Origin of the sequence: Pseudomonas sp. Pdm06, from assembly GCF_014851795.1 — a bacterium.
GTDB lineage: Bacteria > Pseudomonadota > Gammaproteobacteria > Pseudomonadales > Pseudomonadaceae > Aquipseudomonas > Aquipseudomonas fluorescens_AA.
In genome coordinates this window covers 145877-161158 of sequence record NZ_JACVAH010000016.1, presented here as the reverse complement: position 1 = coordinate 161158, position 15282 = coordinate 145877, and the positions used below count along the sequence as shown (strand labels likewise).

The following is a 15282-nucleotide window of genomic DNA, read 5'->3' as shown; positions in this document are numbered from 1 at the left end:
GCTCTCCCTGTTCGAATGAGGGAGAGTCTGGGGTGGCTGTGTGCTGGGTTTATGGAGCGATTGTGGAGATTGTGTGGAGACTGCCCTCGCCGTGCTGGACGCGAATGCCGGCCTCCGTCACGTCCACGACCTGGAAAGCTTCGCGCAGCGAGTCTTCCATCAACTGCCAAGCCTCCTCGGCCGACTCGTCCGGCCCCAGGTGGGTGAACATATGGTCGCACCCTTCAAACATTCGCAGCTGCACCGGCACGCCGGCTTGACGCAATCTCTCGGCATAGGCCTCGCCCTCGCCGCGCAAGATATCGTACTGGGCCGTAATCACCGTGGCGGCCGGCATCCCTACCAGCGCATCGACCGGCGACAGCAAGGGCGACGCCAACGGATCGAGCGCCTGTGCCGGATCGCTCAGGTAGCAGCGCATGAAGAACCGCATCAGGCCGACGCCGAGCAAGGGACGAGCAATGGTGGAGGTCTTCAGCGCCGGGTCTTGGGCCAGGTCCAGCGCCGCATAGTCGATCAATTGATGCACCACTTTCAGTGTTCGATGCCCCCGCGCCAGACCCGCCACCACGGCGGCCAAGTTACCGCCAGCACTATGGCCACCGACGGCGATCCGCAGGGGATCGATACCCAACGCTTCAGCCTGGCCCGCCAACCACTCGAGCACGGCAAAACATTGCCGCGGCGCTACGGGAAAGGCCTGCTCTGGCGCCAGGGCATAGTCCAGGTTGACCACCAGGCAGTTCAGGTTGTGGGCCAGTCGACGGCAATAGCTATCGTCATGCTCGGGTGTCCCGGCGACAAAGCCACCGCCATGAAAATTCAAATACACCGGCAGCGTCGTCGAGGCCTGGGAATGGGGCCAGTAGAACAACGCCCGCGCGGGTCCCCATGGGGTTTCAATGGTTTGTTCGGTCACGGCGCGCAACGGAAACAGCGCGGCGTCATAGGTGAACTTCGCCTTCATTCGCTTGGCGAAGGCGCGCAGCAACTTGGCCTGCAATTTTTGCCAGAGGCTTACCATGCTCATACTCCCGGTTGTGTAGCCACGAATAGGACCAACGAACCGAAAGCCATCTCGCCGTAAGGCAGGGCGTGCTGACAGGTCTAGTTATTGTTCGTCAGTGCTGAGCGAAAACTAAACCTAAAAATTGATTATGTAAATTAACCGATAATAAAATTAATCAAATTTTCTCAAGGCAACCGCAGCAGCACCTCCACCCCACCCTCGACATTGCCAATCCTGAATGTCCCCCCATGCAACTGCACCACCTCCTCCACGAAGTTGAGCCCCAGGCCGGTGCTCTTGCGGCCGCTGTCCGGGCGCGGCAGGGAGTAGAAGCGCTCGCTCAGGCGCGACAGGGCGTAGTCGGGAATCGGTTCGGCCTGATTGAACAAGCGGATCTCGACATGGCTGCCGACACGCTCGGCGCTGATGCGCAGCAATCCATGGGCGGGGGTAAAGTCCAGGGCGTTTTCCAGCAGATTACCCAGGGCCTGGCGCAACAGAAATGCCTCGCCCGTCAGCGTCAGGTCGGCCGCGATGTGTTGCTCGACCTTTAACTGGCGACGCTCGATCCAGCCACCACGCGCCTCCAGCAATTCATCCAGTAGCGCGACCAACGGCACGGCGACCACGTCCTCCAACCCCTGTCGTTGTTCGATCTGGGCCAGGTTGAGCAAACGCTCGATCAACTGCTGCATGCGCGCACTTTCGTTGTCGATGTTACTGACAAAGCGCTGGTGCTGGGCGGCGGGCATGTCGCTTTGCAGCAGTTCGGCGGCGCCACGGATCGCCGCCAGCGGGCTCTTGAGTTCGTGGGTGAGCGTGTGCACGTAACGCTCGACGTACGCCTTGCCTTCGAGTTGGGTACGCATGTGCTCCACGGCCCCCGCCAATTGCTCGAACTCGCCGCCACGATAATGCGGCACTTCCACCCGACGCCCCTGGCTGACCGCCTGGGCGTAGCTCGTCAAACGCCGCAATGCCGCGCTGAGCCACCACGACAGCAAGCCGCCCAGCAACAAGCCCAGGGCGACCAAGCCAGCGCCGTAGGCCAACAGGCGCCGCTCGGTGCGGTCGACATAAGGTTGCAAGGAACTGTTGGGCTTGGCGACGGTGACAACGCCGATGATCCGGCCGTTGTCGCGGATCGGCGCGCCGACGTGCATCACCGAAGACGCCGGATCGTCCGGATCACTGCGGCTCGAGCGGGCGCCGTAGTGGCCGCGCAGGGTCAGGTAGACGTCGTTCCAGCGCGAATAATCCTGCCCTACCGCCACGCCACTGGAGTCGAGCACCACGATGCCGTTGGCATCAGTGACGTAGATGCGATGGCTGACCTGGTTCTTCGGCAGGCCCCAGATCGTCGCCGCCGGCTGGCGCTCGCCGTAGGCCTTGAGCAACTGCGGCCAGCGATTCTGGTTGAGGGTGCCGGCCTTGAAATCGTCCCGCAGGATCTCGGCCATCAGGTTGGCGGTGTCCACCAGGGTTTCTTCGGTGGACTGGCGCACGCCGGGGCGGATTTCCTCCATGACCGTGTTGAGCACGAAATAGCCGGTCAGGGCGATAAACAGCACATACACCAGGAAAATCCGGATCCCCAGCGACATCAGCTGTGCCCCGGGCTGTAGCTGTAGCCCAGGCCTCGATGTGTCTGGATCGGCTCGGCCTCGGCCCGGACCAGGCGCAACTTGGCGCGCACGCTCTTGATGTGGCTGTCGATGCTGCGCTCGTAGCCGGCATCGCTGGCAACGCCCAAGGCATCGAGCAATTGTTCGCGGCTGAAGACCCGCTCGGGTTGCTCCAGCAGACAATTGAGCAGGCGAAATTCGTGGCGGGTGAGGTTCAGCGGTTTGCCGCGATAGTTGATCTGCACACGGTCGGCATCGACCTGAAACAGCCCCATGCCCGGCTCCACCACTGGACGCGGCGCCACGCGCTTGAGGATCGCCCGGACCCTGGCCGCCACCTCGCGGGGACTGAAGGGTTTGACCACGTAATCGTCGGCACCGATTTCCAAGCCTACGATCCGGTCGATCTCCCCATCCCGGGCTGTCAGAAAAATGACCGGAACGTCGCTGAAACGTCTGAGATTTTTACAAGTCTCGAATCCGCTGATATCCGGCAGGCCCACATCGAGAATGATCAGGTCCGCCGGGGTGCTTTTCTGGTACTCGAGGGCGGCGGCGCCAAGGCTCAACCAAGTGGTGTCAAACCCCTCCCCTTGCAGGGCAAACACCAGCGTATCGGCGATGGCGGCTTCGTCTTCGACAATCAGGATATGAGGCATGGCTTGCGAGCCCGGCAGTAAAAGTTGCCGGAACGGTGCCGCAAGGCTTGGGGTGAGTCAATCAGGGAAATCAGCAGTCCGGCTTATCCGCCGTAAACCGCCGCGCCGGGTTCACCGCCGCGCCGAACTCACGCAACGCCTTGGCACCAATCAACAGCGGGTAATTGAAACTGCTGCGGTCGGTCAGGTTGACCTCGACCGTGCGCTTGACGTTACCCAGGCACAACTCCAGATCGACCACCGGGCGCTTGGTGGGGGCGATCTTTTCGTCGTCGTCCTCATCCTCTTCGGAACGGGTCTTGATCTTGCTGATGCGGGCGATCTTGTGTTCGTAGACCTTGTTGCTCGCATCCTTGGTCGCCAGGCGGAACCGCACCCAATCATCGCCGTCACGGGTAAAGGTCTCGATGTCCTTGGCCGACAGCGAGGCGGTCAGGGCGCCGGTGTCCATCTTGGCCTTGAGCACTTCACCGCCGATTTCCGGCAGCGCGATGTATTCGTAGCGCCCGTACAGAGTCGGCTCGGCGGCCAGCACTGGAAGGGCCACCAGGGAAAGCAGGGCGAGAAGGGATTTCATGGAATAAGGCTTCCTGTATGGGTGGGCTTTTAGACCGTAGCCAATGAATTCGTTCGGTTAAACGCACCTGTGGCCAGGGATGGCGCCCTCACCACAAAAACCGGCCCAGTTTAGCCAAGCCCAGGTGAAACTTTCGTCCAAGCCGATTTGGCCTACCGCCCGAAGCTTGCTTATCATGGCTCGCCCACCCGTTTGCAAGAGTCATCTATGCGCCGCCTGCTCACCGGCTGTTTCGTCACCCTGCTGCTGTTGCTCAACACCCTGGTGCTGTTCGGGCCGCTGATGGTGTTCGCACTGCTCAAACTGGTCCTGCCCGGACGCTTTCGCGACTACGCCTCGTGGGCGGTGATGTGGATCGCCGAGACCTGGGCCGAGATCGACAAGCTGATCTTCGCCCTGTGCATCCCCACCCGCTGGGACATTCGCGGCGGTGCGGACCTGCGCAGCGATACCTCTTACCTGGTGATCAGCAATCACCAGTCCTGGGTGGACATCCCCGCCCTCGTCCAGACCCTCAACCGGCGCACGCCGTTCTTCAAGTTCTTCCTCAAGAAGGAACTGATCTGGGTACCGTTCCTGGGCCTGGCCTGGTGGGCCTTGGATTACCCTTTCATGAAACGCTACACCAAGGCGTTCCTGGCGAAGAACCCGGAGCTGGCCGGCAAGGACCTGGAAATCACCAAGGCCGCCTGCGAGCTGTTCAAGCGGCAACCGGTCACCGTGGTCAACTACCTCGAAGGCACCCGTTTCACCGCCGCCAAAAGCCAACAACAGCAATCGCCCTTCACCCACCTGCTCAAGCCCAAGGCCGGTGGCGTGGCGTTCGTACTGGCGGCCATGGGTGAACAACTGGACGCGGTACTGGACGTGACCGTGGTCTATCCGCAAGAGCGCATTCCCGGGTTCTGGGACTTGATCAGCGGCGCGGTGCCCAGGGTCATCATCGACATCCAGACCCGCGAACTGGACCCCGCCTTGTGGCAGGGCGACTACGAAAACGACCCGGTGTTTCGCCAGCATGTGCAGAACTGGGTCAACCAGCTCTGGACTGAAAAGGATCGGCGTATTACGGCTTTGCGCAACAAGGGTGGCTGATCAGACACCAGTGCCCCAAATACCGCCCAGGTTCTGCAGCAGCGAACCGGCAACCCCCTGCTGGCCGAGGTACTGCAGAATGATCGGGGCAAACTGGCCGATCATGCCGCTGTCCATGCCCAGCGCACTGAAGGCATTGTTCAGGTCGCCGGTGTCCTTGACGTTGCCCAGCAGACCGTCGAGCAAGGCATTTTTGTCCGACCCGCCACCGAGCAGACCGCCCAAGCCATTTAGCCCCCCGATGGCGCTGTTGCCGGCGATCTGATCCAGGCCCGGCACACTTTTGCTCAACTCGGAGAACTGCGGCTCGCTGAGCCGATTCTTCGCCAGCCCCAGCATCGCACCGGCGCCGCCGATGGCCTGTTCCGGCGTGATCTTGAGTTCCGATCCCAGGGTGTTGAGCAGGCCGGCAGCTTTCGGCGCGGCGGCTACAACGCCCTCTTCCTCACCTGAGTTGCCCTGCATCGCCGACACCACATTGGCCGCATCGCTGAGGCTGAACTGCGCGAAAGCCGGGCTGGCGGCCAGTGTCAGCAGCCAGGACAGTGCAAAACCTCGTGAAACCTTCATCCGGTACATCCTCTTGAGCATGAAAAAGCCGCCCATACAGAGCGGCGTAAAGCGTGCGTTGGACTGGCACGGACGGGGATTGTTCCTAAACGTATTAAGGGAATGGCCGATAGCCATTACAGAAAATTCTTCAAGGGCCGTCAGAAGCGTCTGATTTAGCGAAAACTGCGTGTTTTTATATAGCTAAAAGTTACCAAATATAATTATACAGTTCTAAATTGACATAAATAACTGCCAACATTGACAGTAGCCCGCCCCGACCAAAGCCGTGAAATTGTCGAACTGAGCCCTGGAGCCTGGCACATGAAAAAAATACTGGCTGGAGGCGCGGTCTTGCTTTTGCTGATCATCGGCCACGTCCATGCCGGTGAAATAACGTGCCCCGCCGTCACTGACATTCACAGGAACATTGAATCCCTGGAAGACGTTTACTTCGTCGATATCCGGGAAGACCACGAATGGAAGAGCGAAAGCCTGGTGGACGTGGTCGACCCGACCTCGTTGCAATTCGAAGGTGCCGAGTACGTCATCCATGAGGACGATGGGGACGAGCAGACAGCCCCCCGTACAACCATCACGTGCCGGTACGGGGCGATCAATCTGAAGTTGGACGATCAACAAATCCTGGAACCGGCTTTTTCAAAGTGGATGAGCAATCGCTGCGAAAGCGCGGAGACCCGAATGTGCAGGTTGATGGACGGCGACTACTTCAACTTGATTTACTGATCGGTCATGGCAACTGCGTCACTGTTCCAGCACCGCCGCCCAAAGCCCCCTGCCCTCGCCTGCGCCATTACCGTACAGTGCGGCTTCCTCCAGCAGAGTTTGTCCATGAACGTAAAAATCGGCGGCGCCACCCTCGCGATCATTCTGACGGGCATGCTCCTTGCCTTTGGCGTCACCGAGTGCCAGCGGGGTCCGCTGAATCCGGAGCTTGCCGATGACGTCAGCGAAGCGCAAAAGACCTGGTTGACCATCGAATACCGCATCAAGCGCTCCGACCCGACCCTGACCGAGGTGAGCCGCGATCAGCAAGCGCTGACCGTGCTCTACCGTCCCAGCGCTTGCACGGACGACTGCGAGCCCTGGGTCCCGCACATGCTGCGTGTCGTCGGCCACGGCCTGGCAGCACTCAATGGCGCACCAGGGGGCAAGCAATACACACAGGTGACGGTCAAGGCGCGACTGCTGGCTGATGATGACGTGGAGTTGGTCTACGACATGCAGGGTTTCGACGCCATCAAGACGCAACAGGGCGGCTACGTCACCTTCGCCAGCATGCCCCGTAACCTGAATTTCAGCGTCGATGCCCTGACCCAGGCGCAAGACTATTGCCAAGGCCCCAGCGCCCGGGGTTTCTACCCTGAATTCTGCGACCGGGTCGAGGCCGCAACTGCACACCCATAACCGTGGCGAGGGAGCTTGCTCCCGCTCGAGTGCGAAGCGCTCGCCGCTGGTATCTGAAAAGCAGGGGGCTGCCGCTAATGCCAAGTCCGTTAAGGATCAAACGACACAAAACCTGTGGGAGCAAAGCTTGCTCGCGATGGCGGCAGACCAGTCAATGGCGTTGTCGACTGGCTCACCCCAATCGCGAGCAAGCTTTGCTCCCACGGGTTTGAGGCTTTAACTGACTGGCATTTGGGGCTGCTGCACCTCGCCACAAAGGAAGCGGTGTTCCTGCCTGAATGTTCACGACCAAAAATCCCACAACTACTTGGGAAATCCCCCGCAACCTCGAACCTTGCACCGCTCCACAGGCGAAACCTATAGTTCGTCCCGGTCGTCCAGTGGGCGACCCGGGTTTGGCGACTCGGAAAACCACGGTCAGAACTCCTATTTTTTAATCAACGAGGCTCTAGCCATGAACCGATACATACCCATCACCGGTGTCGACTGCACCCCCGCCACCTTGCTCATCGACACCCAAGCCCCCCTCGACGTCCTCTACGAAACCGCCGCCTACCGCATCCGCGCCGCCACCCAACTACTGGAAAACATCGCCTTCCGCGAGGAGATCAGTTCCGACGCCGTCGTCCTCCACGACTTCGCCCTGCTCCTGGCGATTCCATTGCGCGATGGCTGCGATGTGCTGGACGTAATCGGCCGCCGCCTACAGGCGCAAGCTATGGCATGACCGCCACGTGACGGTCATCTGAATATCACCTGCCACCGGTTATTTCCTCTCGGTATTGCCTACTGTCAACTCTGACAGTAGGCAGCTGTTCGGCCCGAATTTAAGCTCGAACCGTGTCAACGATAACAAGGCCATGGACAATCGGCCTTATATATTCGGGCAAGCAGAGACAATAAAAATGGGCGACCGAATCATAGGAACCGTTAAATGGTTTAACGATGCAAAAGGCTATGGCTTCATTACATGTGGCAAAGGTGGTGAAGAATTGTTCGTGCACTATTCCGCAATATCCGGCGAGGGTTATAAAACGCTGAAGGAAAGGCAAACCGTTTCCTTTGAAATCGAGAGGGGAGCGAAAGGCATGCAGGCTACGAGAGTGATGCCGGAATAATGACCGGCCCTTCCAGTCGATGATCGCGTTATGAAAGATAGCCCAGTTATTTCCTATCTGTTTGGACCACTGTCAATCCTGACAGTAGTCCAGCCCTGCCGATCAAATGACTATCAGAACTCCAACCTAGCAAGGAATGAAAATCATGAACAAAATTTTTTTTGCTGGCCTGCTATCCATCGCTGGGCTACTAGGCGCCGTTCATACTGTGTACGCAGCAAGTTGTCCCTCTATACAAGAGATAGTAGCTACTCCATTACCCAATACCTCGCCGAATGATCCGGTAGGGTCTTACGAATATAAAGTGAGCAGTTCAGGCTGGTCGGGGCAGGCCCATGGGGACAATATCCTGTTGCTGAATGGCTTAGCACTGGAAAGCTCATCCCCAAACACCTGCGTATATGCTGTGGAGATACCAATGGACCAATATGGGAACACCAAGAAGCGAACACTGACACTCACCAAAGGGAGTTGATAACTCATTCCGTACATCCCATTTTTTGCACGAAGCCAGCCAAGACAAATAAAAAAGGGCGACATCACTGTCGCCCTTTTTCCGTCTTGCCTACTGCTTTACGCCGCACTGAACAACTTGTGCGGATCGATCACAAACTTCTTCGGCACGCCCGCATCGAACTCGCCATAACCCTTCGGCGCATCATCCAGGCTGATGACCTGCACACCCACGATTTCGGCGATGTTGATACGGTCCCACATGATCGCTTGCATCAGCGCGCGGTTGTACTTCATGACCGGGGTCTGGCCGGTGTGGAAGCTGTGGGATTTGGCCCAGCCCAGGCCGAAACGGATGCTCAGGCTGCCCATTTTTGCCGCTGCATCAACTGCGCCCGGATCTTCGGTGACGTAGAGACCGGGGATACCGATCTTGCCAGCGACGCGGACCACACCCATCAACGAGTTGAGCACGGTGGCCGGGGCTTCGTGCTTGACGCCGTCATGGCCATGGCCGCGGGCTTCGAAGCCTACCGCATCGACAGCACAGTCGACTTCAGGCTCGCCCAGCAGCGCAGCGATCTGTTCGTGCAACGGTGTATCGGTGGACAGGTCGGCAATTTCGAAACCCTGGGCCTTGGCGTGAGCCAGGCGGACCGGGTTGACGTCGCCGATGATCACCACCGCCGCGCCCAACAGGCGAGCGGAAGCGGCAGCCGCCAGGCCAACCGGGCCGGCACCCGCGATGTAGACGGTGCTGCCAGGGCCAACACCCGCAGTGACGGCACCGTGGTAGCCGGTCGGCAGAATGTCGGACAGGCAGGTCAGGTCACGGATCTTCTCCATGGCCTTGTCGCGATCCGGCAGTTTCAGCAGGTTGAAATCGGCGTACGGCACCAGCACGTATTCGGCCTGGCCGCCGGTCCAGTCGCCCATGTCCACATAACCGTAGGCACCGCCGGCACGGGCCGGGTTGACGGTCAGGCAGACGCCAGTGTGTTGCTCCTTGCAGGAACGGCAGCGCCCGCAAGCCACGTTGAACGGCACCGACACCAGGTCACCGATTTTCAGGTTCTCGACGTCGCTGCCCTTTTCGATCACTTCACCGGTGATCTCGTGACCCAGGACCAGGCCGGTCTGGGCAGTGGTACGACCGCGGACCATGTGTTGGTCGGAGCCGCAGATGTTGGTGGAGACCACGCGCAGGATGACACCGTGCTCAATCTTCCTGCCGCGCGGGTCCTGCATTTTTGGATAGTCGATTTTCTGTACTTCGACCTTGCCGTTGCCGAGATACACGACACCACGATTACCAGACATGCTTTCACCTCGCTGTTGTTTTTGTGGAACTGCGTTGCCCAGGCAGGCAGCGCGTTGATTGCTCGGGTTAGTGCTTGTGTCTTGTTTCTTTGTTGTCTGTAAGGGCCTCTTCGCGGGCAAGCCCGCTCCCACATTGTATTTTTGGTGGATCTGGGATCTGCATACCGACACAAATCCTGTGGGAGCGGGCTTGCTCGCGAATGGCTGCGAAGCGGCCCTAAAATCTAAAGAACGACAGTGCGATTGGCGTTCAGGAACACCCTTCTTTCAATGTGATACCCCACCGCCCGGGCCAAGGTGAGCCCTTCGATGTCCCGGCCCTTGGCGATCAGGTCTTCGGGATAGTGGCTGTGGTCCACCACTTCCACGCCCTGGGCGATGATCGGGCCTTCGTCCAGGTCGTTGTTGATGTAGTGCGCCGTGGCGCCCACCAGCTTCACGCCTTTGTTATAGGCCTGGTGATACGGTTTGGCCCCCTTGAAGCCCGGCAGCAGCGAGTGATGGATGTTGATCGCCTTGCCGTCGAGCTTGCGGCACAACTCCGGCGACAGCACTTGCATGTAACGGGCAAGGATCACCAGTTCGGCACCGGTGTCTTCGATCACCTGCCACACCTGCCGCTCCTGGGCCGGCTTGTCGTTCGGGTCCAGGGGGAAATGGTAGTAGGGAATCTGGTGCCAGTCGGCCAGCGGCTTGAGGTCGGGGTGATTGGACACCACGGCCACCACGTCCATGGACAACTGGCCGATGCGCTGGCGGTAGAGCAGATCGTTGAGGCAGTGATCGGCCTTGGAGACCATGATCACCACTTTGGGGCGGTAGTTGGGCGGCGTCAGTTCGAAGACCATGCCGAAGGCTTGCGCACGCTCGGCCAGGCCGGCGCGAAAGTCCTGCTCGTCAAAACCGTCGGGCTGGCGAAACTCCACGCGAATGAAGAAACGCGCCGAGAGCCGGTCGTCGAAGGAGTGGTGCTCGGTGACATAGCAGCCCTGCTCGAACAGAAAGCGGGTCACAGCGTCCACGGTGCCGAGCACGCTGGGGCAGTCGGCAGTCAAGATCCATGTATCCGGGGCGCGGCTCATTGCGGTGACTCCTGTTCAAATTAACTGGGCGACAAAGAACCCTGTGGCGAGGGAGCGTGCTCCCACCGGACCGTAGGAGCTGCCGAGTGCAACGAGGCTGCGATCTTGTCCCAGACAATTGAATCTGGAGGTAAGATCAAGATCAAAAGATCGCAGCCTTCGGCAGCTCCTACAGGGCGCAACCCAGCGGGAGCAAGCTCCCTCGCCACAAAAGCATTCCAAGGCCATCAATCAGGCCTGCACGCTCAACCCATACTCAGCCGCGGCATCCTGCAACCACAGCCACCAGTAATCGGAGAAGCTGCGGCGAATCACCAATTCCCAGGTGTCTTCGCCCGTGTGGCGGATCACCAGTTGCGACTTGGCGAACACCGTACCCACGGCCTTGCCCACCGGGAAGTTGCTTGGGTGTACATCGTAGCTGGTGGATTTCATCAGCACGTCGCGCACGTTCGGGCCGGACAGCTCAAGGAGCTGCTGGCCGCCGCTGACATTGACGATCTGGATGTGCAGGTCGCCCAGGGCTTCACGCAGTTTCTGCTCGGCGGCGAACTCTTCGCCAGTGGGCACCACCAGCAGCCATTCATCCGGGCCGAGCCATTGCAGGCTGGTTTCACCCTTGACGATGACGGCCAGGGCGCCTGGCAATTCCAGGCCCAGGGCCTTGTGCACGGCCGCGGCGAACGCTGGGTCGTGGCCATCGCCACGGAGGGTCAGGTGGCCCAGGAGTTTTTTCTCGCGCACGGTCACACCGGCGTTCTTGCGACCCTTGCCTACCAGGCTGGCGAGGTCGGCATGGTGCAGCGACGACTCGGCCTTGGCCCCGGTGGTTGGGCGTTGTTGGTACACGTTGACTGCGGTCATATGGAGCACCTGTCTGAATGCTTGCTCGACCTGCCGGTGCGTGGCGCTGTGGGAGCAAGGCTTGCCCGCGATGAACGATAACTCGGTCTGATGGCTACCGTGTCGCCTGCATCGCGAGCAAGCTTTGCTCCCACATGCCCCCACCGCAGGGCTTGAATGTTAGATATTCTGCCGATCCCCCTTCGGATCGAAGAACACCGAAGAAACGATCTCTGCCTCGATCACGCTGCCATCGGCCAATGGCGCGAACACTCGCTCGCCCATCCGCTTGAGGCCGCCCTTGACCACACCCATGGCAAATGAATAACCCAGGGAGTTGTGGGCGTAGCTGGAGGTCACGTGACCCACCATGGTCATCGGGATCGCCTGCTTGGTGTTGAACACCAGTTGCGCACCTTCCGGCAGCCAGACATTCGGGTCGATCGGCTTGAGACCCACCAGTTGCTTGCGGTCTTCACGCACGCAATCTTCGCGATTCATGCCACGCCAGCCGATCCACGAAAACGGTTTGGTCCGGCCTACACACCAGCCCATGTTCAGGTCGTCCGGCGTCATCGAGCTGTCAGTGTCCTGACCGACGATGATGAAGCCCTTCTCGGCCCGCAGTACGTGCATGGTCTCGGTGCCATACGGGGTCAGGTTGTATTTCTTCCCGGCCTCGACGATCTGCTCGAGCACGCCCATGGCGTAGTCGGCCTGTACGTTGATTTCGTACGACAGTTCACCGGTGAACGAGATCCGGAACACCCGTGCCGGCACGCCACCCACCAGGCCTTCCTTCCAGGTCATGAACGGGAACGCGTCCTTGTCCAGGTCGATGTCGGTGACTTCGCTCAGCAGCTTGCGGCTGTTGGGGCCCGACAGGGTCATGGTCGCCCAGTGGTCGGTGACCGAGGTGAAGTACACCTTCAGGTCCGGCCATTCGGTCTGGTGATAGATCTCCAGCCATTGCAGCACGCGCGCCGCGCCGCCCGTGGTGGTGGTCATCAGGAAGTGGTTGTCCGCCAGACAGGCCGTTACGCCGTCGTCGAAGACCATGCCGTCTTCCTTGCACATCAGGCCGTAGCGGGCCTTGCCCACGTCGAGCTTGGTCCAGGCGTTGGTGTAGACGCGGTTGAGGAACTCGCGGGCATCCGGGCCCTGGATGTCGATCTTGCCCAGGGTCGAGGCATCGAGCAGGCCGACGCTGTCACGCACCGCCTTGCATTCGCGCTTGACCGCGGCGTGCATGTCTTCGCCGTTCTTCGGGAAGTACCAAGGGCGTTTCCATTGGCCGACGTCTTCGAACTCGGCGCCATTCTTCACATGCCAGGCATGCAGTGCGGTGAAGCGCACCGGCTCGAAGATGTGCCCACAGTGCCGGCCAGCCACCGCGCCGAAAGTCACCGGCGTGTAGTTCGGACGGAACATGGTGGTGCCCATCTGCGGGATGCTCACGTTCAGCGAACGGGCCGCGATAGCCAGGCCGTTGACGTTACCCAGTTTGCCCTGGTCGGTACCGAAGCCCAGTGCGGTGTAGCGCTTGACGTGTTCCACCGACTCGAAGCCTTCGCGGGTGGCGAGTTCGATGGCCGCGGCAGTGACGTCGTTCTGCAGGTCGACGAATTGCTTCGGCGCCCGCGCGGTGGATTTTTCGTGAGGCACCTGGAACAGCGCCAGGGTCGGCTCTTCATGACGGCTCAGGGCTTTGGGCAACACGCCCTCCACCGCCTTGAAGCCGGCTTCGCTGGCCGCGCGCACGCCGCCTTCAAAACCGTCGGCCAAGCTGTCGCCGAGGCTGTAGACACCGTTCACACCACCGACGCATACACGTTTTTGCGGTGCTTCGCCCGGTACGAAACCGAGGATGTCTTCACGCCAGATCGGCTTGCCGCCCAGGTGCGAAGCCAGGTGGACCACCGGACTGTAGCCACCGGAGCTGGCCACCAGGTCGCAGTCCAGCCATTCGCCAGGGCTGGTGACTTTATGGGCGCGAACGTCGATCGCGGCAACACGTGCCCCGGTGACGCGCTTGCTGCCACGGGCTTCGACCACGGCGCTGCCGGTGAGGATACGGATGCCCTTGGCGCGGGCTTCTTCCACCAGCGCGCCACGTGGGTTGCTGCGCGCATCGGCCACGGCCACCACTTGCAGACCGGCGTCGAACCAGTCCAGGGCGACGCGATAAGCGTGGTCGTTGTTGGTGCTCAACACCAGTTTCTTGCCTGGTGCCACGCCGTAGCGGCGCACGTAGGTGGATACCGCACCGGCCAGCATGTTGCCCGGCACGTCGTTGTTGCCGTAGACCAGCGGACGCTCGCAGGCGCCGGTCGCCAGCACCACGCGCTTGGCGCGAACGCGGTTGATGCGCTGGCGGACCTGGCCGATCGGTGCGCGGTCACCGAGGTGGTCGGTGAGGCGCTCGTGGATGGTCAGGAAGTTATGGTCGTGGTAACCGTTCACCGTGGCACGAGGCAGCAGCACCACGTCGGGCATCGACTTGAGTTCAGCGACAACAGAGGCTACCCATTCGGTCGCCGGCTTGCCGTCCAGGCTCTCGCGGGAGTCGAGCAGGCTACCGCCGAACTCTTCCTGCTCATCGGCCAGGATGACGCGCGCACCGCTGCGGGCCGCAGCCAATGCGGCGGCCAAACCAGCAGGGCCAGCACCGACGATCAACACGTCGCAGTGACGGTTCATGTAGTCGTAGGTGTCCGGATCGTTCTCGGTCGGCGAGCGGCCCAGGCCGGCGGCCTTGCGGATGTACTTCTCGTAGGTCATCCAGAACGATTGCGGGTACATGAAGGTTTTGTAGTAGAAGCCCGGCGGCATCAGCTTGCCGCCGACCTTGCCGAGAATGCCCATCATGTCGTTGTTCACGTTCGGCCAGCCGTTGGTGCTGGTGGCGACCAAACCTTGATACAGCGCCTGTTGCGTGGCGCGCACGTTAGGGATCTGCGTGGCTTCGGTGGCACCGATCTGCAGCACCGCGTTCGGCTCTTCGGCACCGGCGGCGAAGATGCCGCGCGGCCGGGAATACTTGAAGCTGCGACCGATGATGTCGACACCGTTGGCCAGCAGCGCAGCGGCCAGGGAATCGCCCTCGAAACCTTTGTAGGTCTGGCCGTTGAAGGTGAAGCTCAGCACTTTGTTGCGGTCGATCCGTCCGCCGTTGGACAGGCGATTGATCTGGCTCATACCTTCTCTCCCAGAGCCTGTGCAGCCGCTTTCGGACTGTCAGCCTTGTCGGTGAACTGCGGCTTTTGGCCGATCTTGTAGGTTTCGAGAATCTCGTAGGTCACGGTGTCACGGGTCACGTTGAAGTACTGGCGGCAACCGGCGACGTGGTCCCACAGTTCATGGTGCAACCCGCGTGGGTTGTCACGGAAGAACATGTAGTCGCCCCACTCCTCGTCGGTGCAGGCGTTCGGATCCAGCGGACGCGGGATATGCGCCTGGCCGGATGCATGGAATTCCTCTTCGGAGCGCAGTTCGCCGCAGTGAGGACAGAAGATGTGCAACAT

The 15282-nt window shown here is 60.5% G+C and carries 16 protein-coding genes; 6 read left to right on the top strand and 10 right to left on the bottom strand.

Annotated elements, in window-relative coordinates; all coding sequences use genetic code 11:
* Positions 1-49 precede the first annotated feature (49 nt).
* The 4 genes from IB266_RS24035 to IB266_RS24020 form a co-directional block, all read right to left on the bottom strand.
* Positions 50-1024 (bottom strand): alpha/beta hydrolase, encoded by a 975-nt coding sequence (locus IB266_RS24035; protein WP_192262785.1) that lies wholly within the window; start codon positions 1022-1024, stop codon positions 50-52.
* A 170-nt stretch (positions 1025-1194) separates the two neighbouring features.
* Positions 1195-2613 carry a two-component system sensor histidine kinase CreC gene (creC, locus tag IB266_RS24030; protein ID WP_192262783.1) on the bottom strand — a complete coding sequence of 473 codons (1419 nt, stop codon included), beginning with the start codon at positions 2611-2613 and terminating at the stop codon, positions 1195-1197.
* On the bottom strand, positions 2613-3293 hold the full coding sequence (gene creB / locus IB266_RS24025) for a two-component system response regulator CreB (RefSeq protein ID WP_192262781.1): 681 nt from the start codon (positions 3291-3293) through the stop codon (positions 2613-2615). Before creB ends, creC begins: the two co-directional genes overlap by 1 nt.
* Positions 3294-3363: 70 nt before the next feature.
* Complete coding sequence (locus tag IB266_RS24020; protein ID WP_053188779.1) at positions 3364-3870, bottom strand: ATP-dependent zinc protease; 507 nt, start codon at positions 3868-3870, stop codon at positions 3364-3366.
* Between the two features lie 207 nt (positions 3871-4077).
* Here IB266_RS24020 and IB266_RS24015 point away from each other — a divergent pair, with 207 nt between their 5' ends.
* Positions 4078-4965, top strand: a complete 888-nt coding sequence (locus tag IB266_RS24015; RefSeq protein ID WP_192262779.1) for an acyltransferase — start codon at positions 4078-4080, stop codon at positions 4963-4965.
* On the opposite strand, the gene IB266_RS24010 is transcribed toward IB266_RS24015, so the two are convergent.
* Positions 4966-5535 (bottom strand): DUF2780 domain-containing protein, encoded by a 570-nt coding sequence (locus IB266_RS24010; RefSeq protein WP_060740305.1) that lies wholly within the window; start codon positions 5533-5535, stop codon positions 4966-4968. It lies immediately after the preceding gene.
* A 303-nt stretch (positions 5536-5838) separates the two neighbouring features.
* On the opposite strand from IB266_RS24010, the gene IB266_RS24005 reads away from it, so the two are divergent.
* From IB266_RS24005 to IB266_RS23985, 5 genes are all read left to right on the top strand, one after another.
* A complete protein-coding gene (locus IB266_RS24005; RefSeq protein ID WP_192262777.1) occupies positions 5839-6261 on the top strand; it encodes a DUF3757 domain-containing protein in 423 nt (140 codons plus the stop codon).
* A gap of 105 nt (positions 6262-6366) precedes the next feature.
* Positions 6367-6942: a hypothetical protein gene (locus IB266_RS24000; protein WP_192262775.1), complete on the top strand. Its 576-nt coding sequence runs from the start codon at positions 6367-6369 to the stop codon at positions 6940-6942.
* A 454-nt stretch (positions 6943-7396) separates the two neighbouring features.
* The gene (locus IB266_RS23995) at positions 7397-7669 is read left to right on the top strand and encodes a hypothetical protein (RefSeq protein WP_192262773.1); all 273 of its coding nucleotides are present in this window, start codon (positions 7397-7399) and stop codon (positions 7667-7669) included.
* 178 nt (positions 7670-7847) lie between these two features.
* Positions 7848-8060, top strand: a complete 213-nt coding sequence (locus tag IB266_RS23990) for a cold-shock protein (protein WP_192262851.1) — start codon at positions 7848-7850, stop codon at positions 8058-8060.
* 145 nt (positions 8061-8205) lie between these two features.
* Positions 8206-8535 carry a hypothetical protein gene (locus tag IB266_RS23985; protein WP_192262771.1) on the top strand — a complete coding sequence of 110 codons (330 nt, stop codon included), beginning with the start codon at positions 8206-8208 and terminating at the stop codon, positions 8533-8535.
* 98 nt (positions 8536-8633) lie between these two features.
* Here IB266_RS23985 and fdhA read toward each other — a convergent pair whose 3' ends face one another.
* The 5 genes from fdhA to IB266_RS23960 form a co-directional block, all read right to left on the bottom strand.
* Positions 8634-9833: a formaldehyde dehydrogenase, glutathione-independent gene (gene fdhA, locus IB266_RS23980; RefSeq protein ID WP_060740302.1), complete on the bottom strand. Its 1200-nt coding sequence runs from the start codon at positions 9831-9833 to the stop codon at positions 8634-8636.
* A 224-nt stretch (positions 9834-10057) separates the two neighbouring features.
* Positions 10058-10915: a formyltetrahydrofolate deformylase gene (gene purU, locus IB266_RS23975; protein ID WP_092333332.1), complete on the bottom strand. Its 858-nt coding sequence runs from the start codon at positions 10913-10915 to the stop codon at positions 10058-10060.
* Positions 10916-11146: 231 nt separating this feature from the next.
* On the bottom strand, positions 11147-11779 hold the full coding sequence (locus IB266_RS23970) for a sarcosine oxidase subunit gamma (protein WP_192262769.1): 633 nt from the start codon (positions 11777-11779) through the stop codon (positions 11147-11149).
* A gap of 159 nt (positions 11780-11938) precedes the next feature.
* Entirely contained in the window at positions 11939-14956 is a 3018-nt protein-coding gene (locus tag IB266_RS23965; RefSeq protein WP_060740299.1) for a sarcosine oxidase subunit alpha, read from the bottom strand.
* On the bottom strand, positions 14953-15282 hold the full coding sequence (locus IB266_RS23960) for a sarcosine oxidase subunit delta (RefSeq protein WP_014340581.1): 330 nt from the start codon (positions 15280-15282) through the stop codon (positions 14953-14955). Before IB266_RS23960 ends, IB266_RS23965 begins: the two co-directional genes overlap by 4 nt.